This window comes from Microbispora sp. NPDC046933 (assembly GCF_040644635.1).
Classification (GTDB): Bacteria; Actinomycetota; Actinomycetes; order Streptosporangiales; family Streptosporangiaceae; genus Microbispora.
Window position 1 is genome coordinate 1 of sequence record NZ_JBEYWW010000124.1, and the last position, 1234, is coordinate 1234.

The 1234-nt window shown below is 31.6% G+C and carries 1 protein-coding gene; it reads right to left on the bottom strand.

What is annotated here, in order from left to right; all coding sequences use genetic code 11:
- Positions 1–518: 518 nt before the first annotated feature.
- A complete protein-coding gene (gene fic, locus ABZ857_RS44285) occupies positions 519–1121 on the bottom strand; it encodes a protein adenylyltransferase Fic (RefSeq protein ID WP_003131447.1) in 603 nt (200 codons plus the stop codon).
- Positions 1122–1234 lie beyond the last annotated feature (113 nt).

Below are 1234 nucleotides of genomic sequence, written 5' to 3' on the forward strand. Positions count from 1 at the left end.
AAACATTTTGAGTGGGGTTTTATCCATTTTGGCAATGCTGGTAATTAAAGAATTATGCTCCACTACTTTTCGTTTTGATAATTCGTTCAAGATTTGCACCTGCTTCTGATTTTGTTCATTTTTTGGTATACTAGACATAGAAATACGCTCCTTTGAGTGTTTTTAGATACGCATGAAGATTCTCTCGACGAAAAGTGTTTCTTCATGCTTTTATTATACCATAATACATGGAGAAGATAATAGACATTCTCCATGTATAAACAGTTTTTTCTCCATATATAAACAGTTTTTTCTCCATATATAAACAGTTTTTTCTCCACATATTATTCTTTAACCCCTTGAAAACACTCACTTTTTTTTGACGCAAAAGAAGAAAAGATTAAAATATATATGATAAATTAATATAGGCTTCGCCTTTTTTTATTTTTTTCAAAAATTTAAAATCAAAAGTCAAAATCATCCCGTAAGCAAACAGACTAATCAATATAGAATTTGATCAGTCTGTTTGTATCGGTTATTTATAAATCTTCTGTTTTTATTTCATAATATCCCTCGTAATAATAACTCGCATCAATTCCTTTAAAGAATTGTTCTTTTCCTAAATCATCGGTTAAAGCCTTTTGAATCAAATATTTTAATTCATTGGTGCTGACTGTACTACGGATCATGGCATTTAAATATTCATCCTTATCAATTTGATTCCAATCGACAATTTTGTGTAGTTTATTTTTAAGAATTAAATCCAACCAGATACGAGTGGCTCGTCCATTGCCTTCCCTAAAAGGATGCGCCACATTCATATCCGAGTACTTATCAATAATTTCATCAAATGTTTCTTGAGGTAATTTATCAATATATTCAAGTGTTTGCGCTAAAAAAATACGTGGCGCAAATTGAAAGTTTCCTTTCGCAATATTCACTTCTCGAATTTTTCCTGCAAAGTCGTAAATATCTTGGAATAAAAACTGATGAATATCAGATAAGCCTTGAAACGTCCCAATTTCCAGATCCTCTATTTTGCCAGACTCAAACAATTCTTTGGCTCTTTTTTTCGTTAATAACTCTTCTTGTTTGGCTAATTCTGCTGAATTTGTTAAGCCTAATTTATTATCTAAAACCAAAATATCCCCTCACTCTCTATTTTTTCGGAAAGATTCTTTTGAAAATTTTTGGACGTTGATCAAACCATGTTGAAGCGGTATACATTAATCGCGGGCAAGGGGGAGATCCGGGT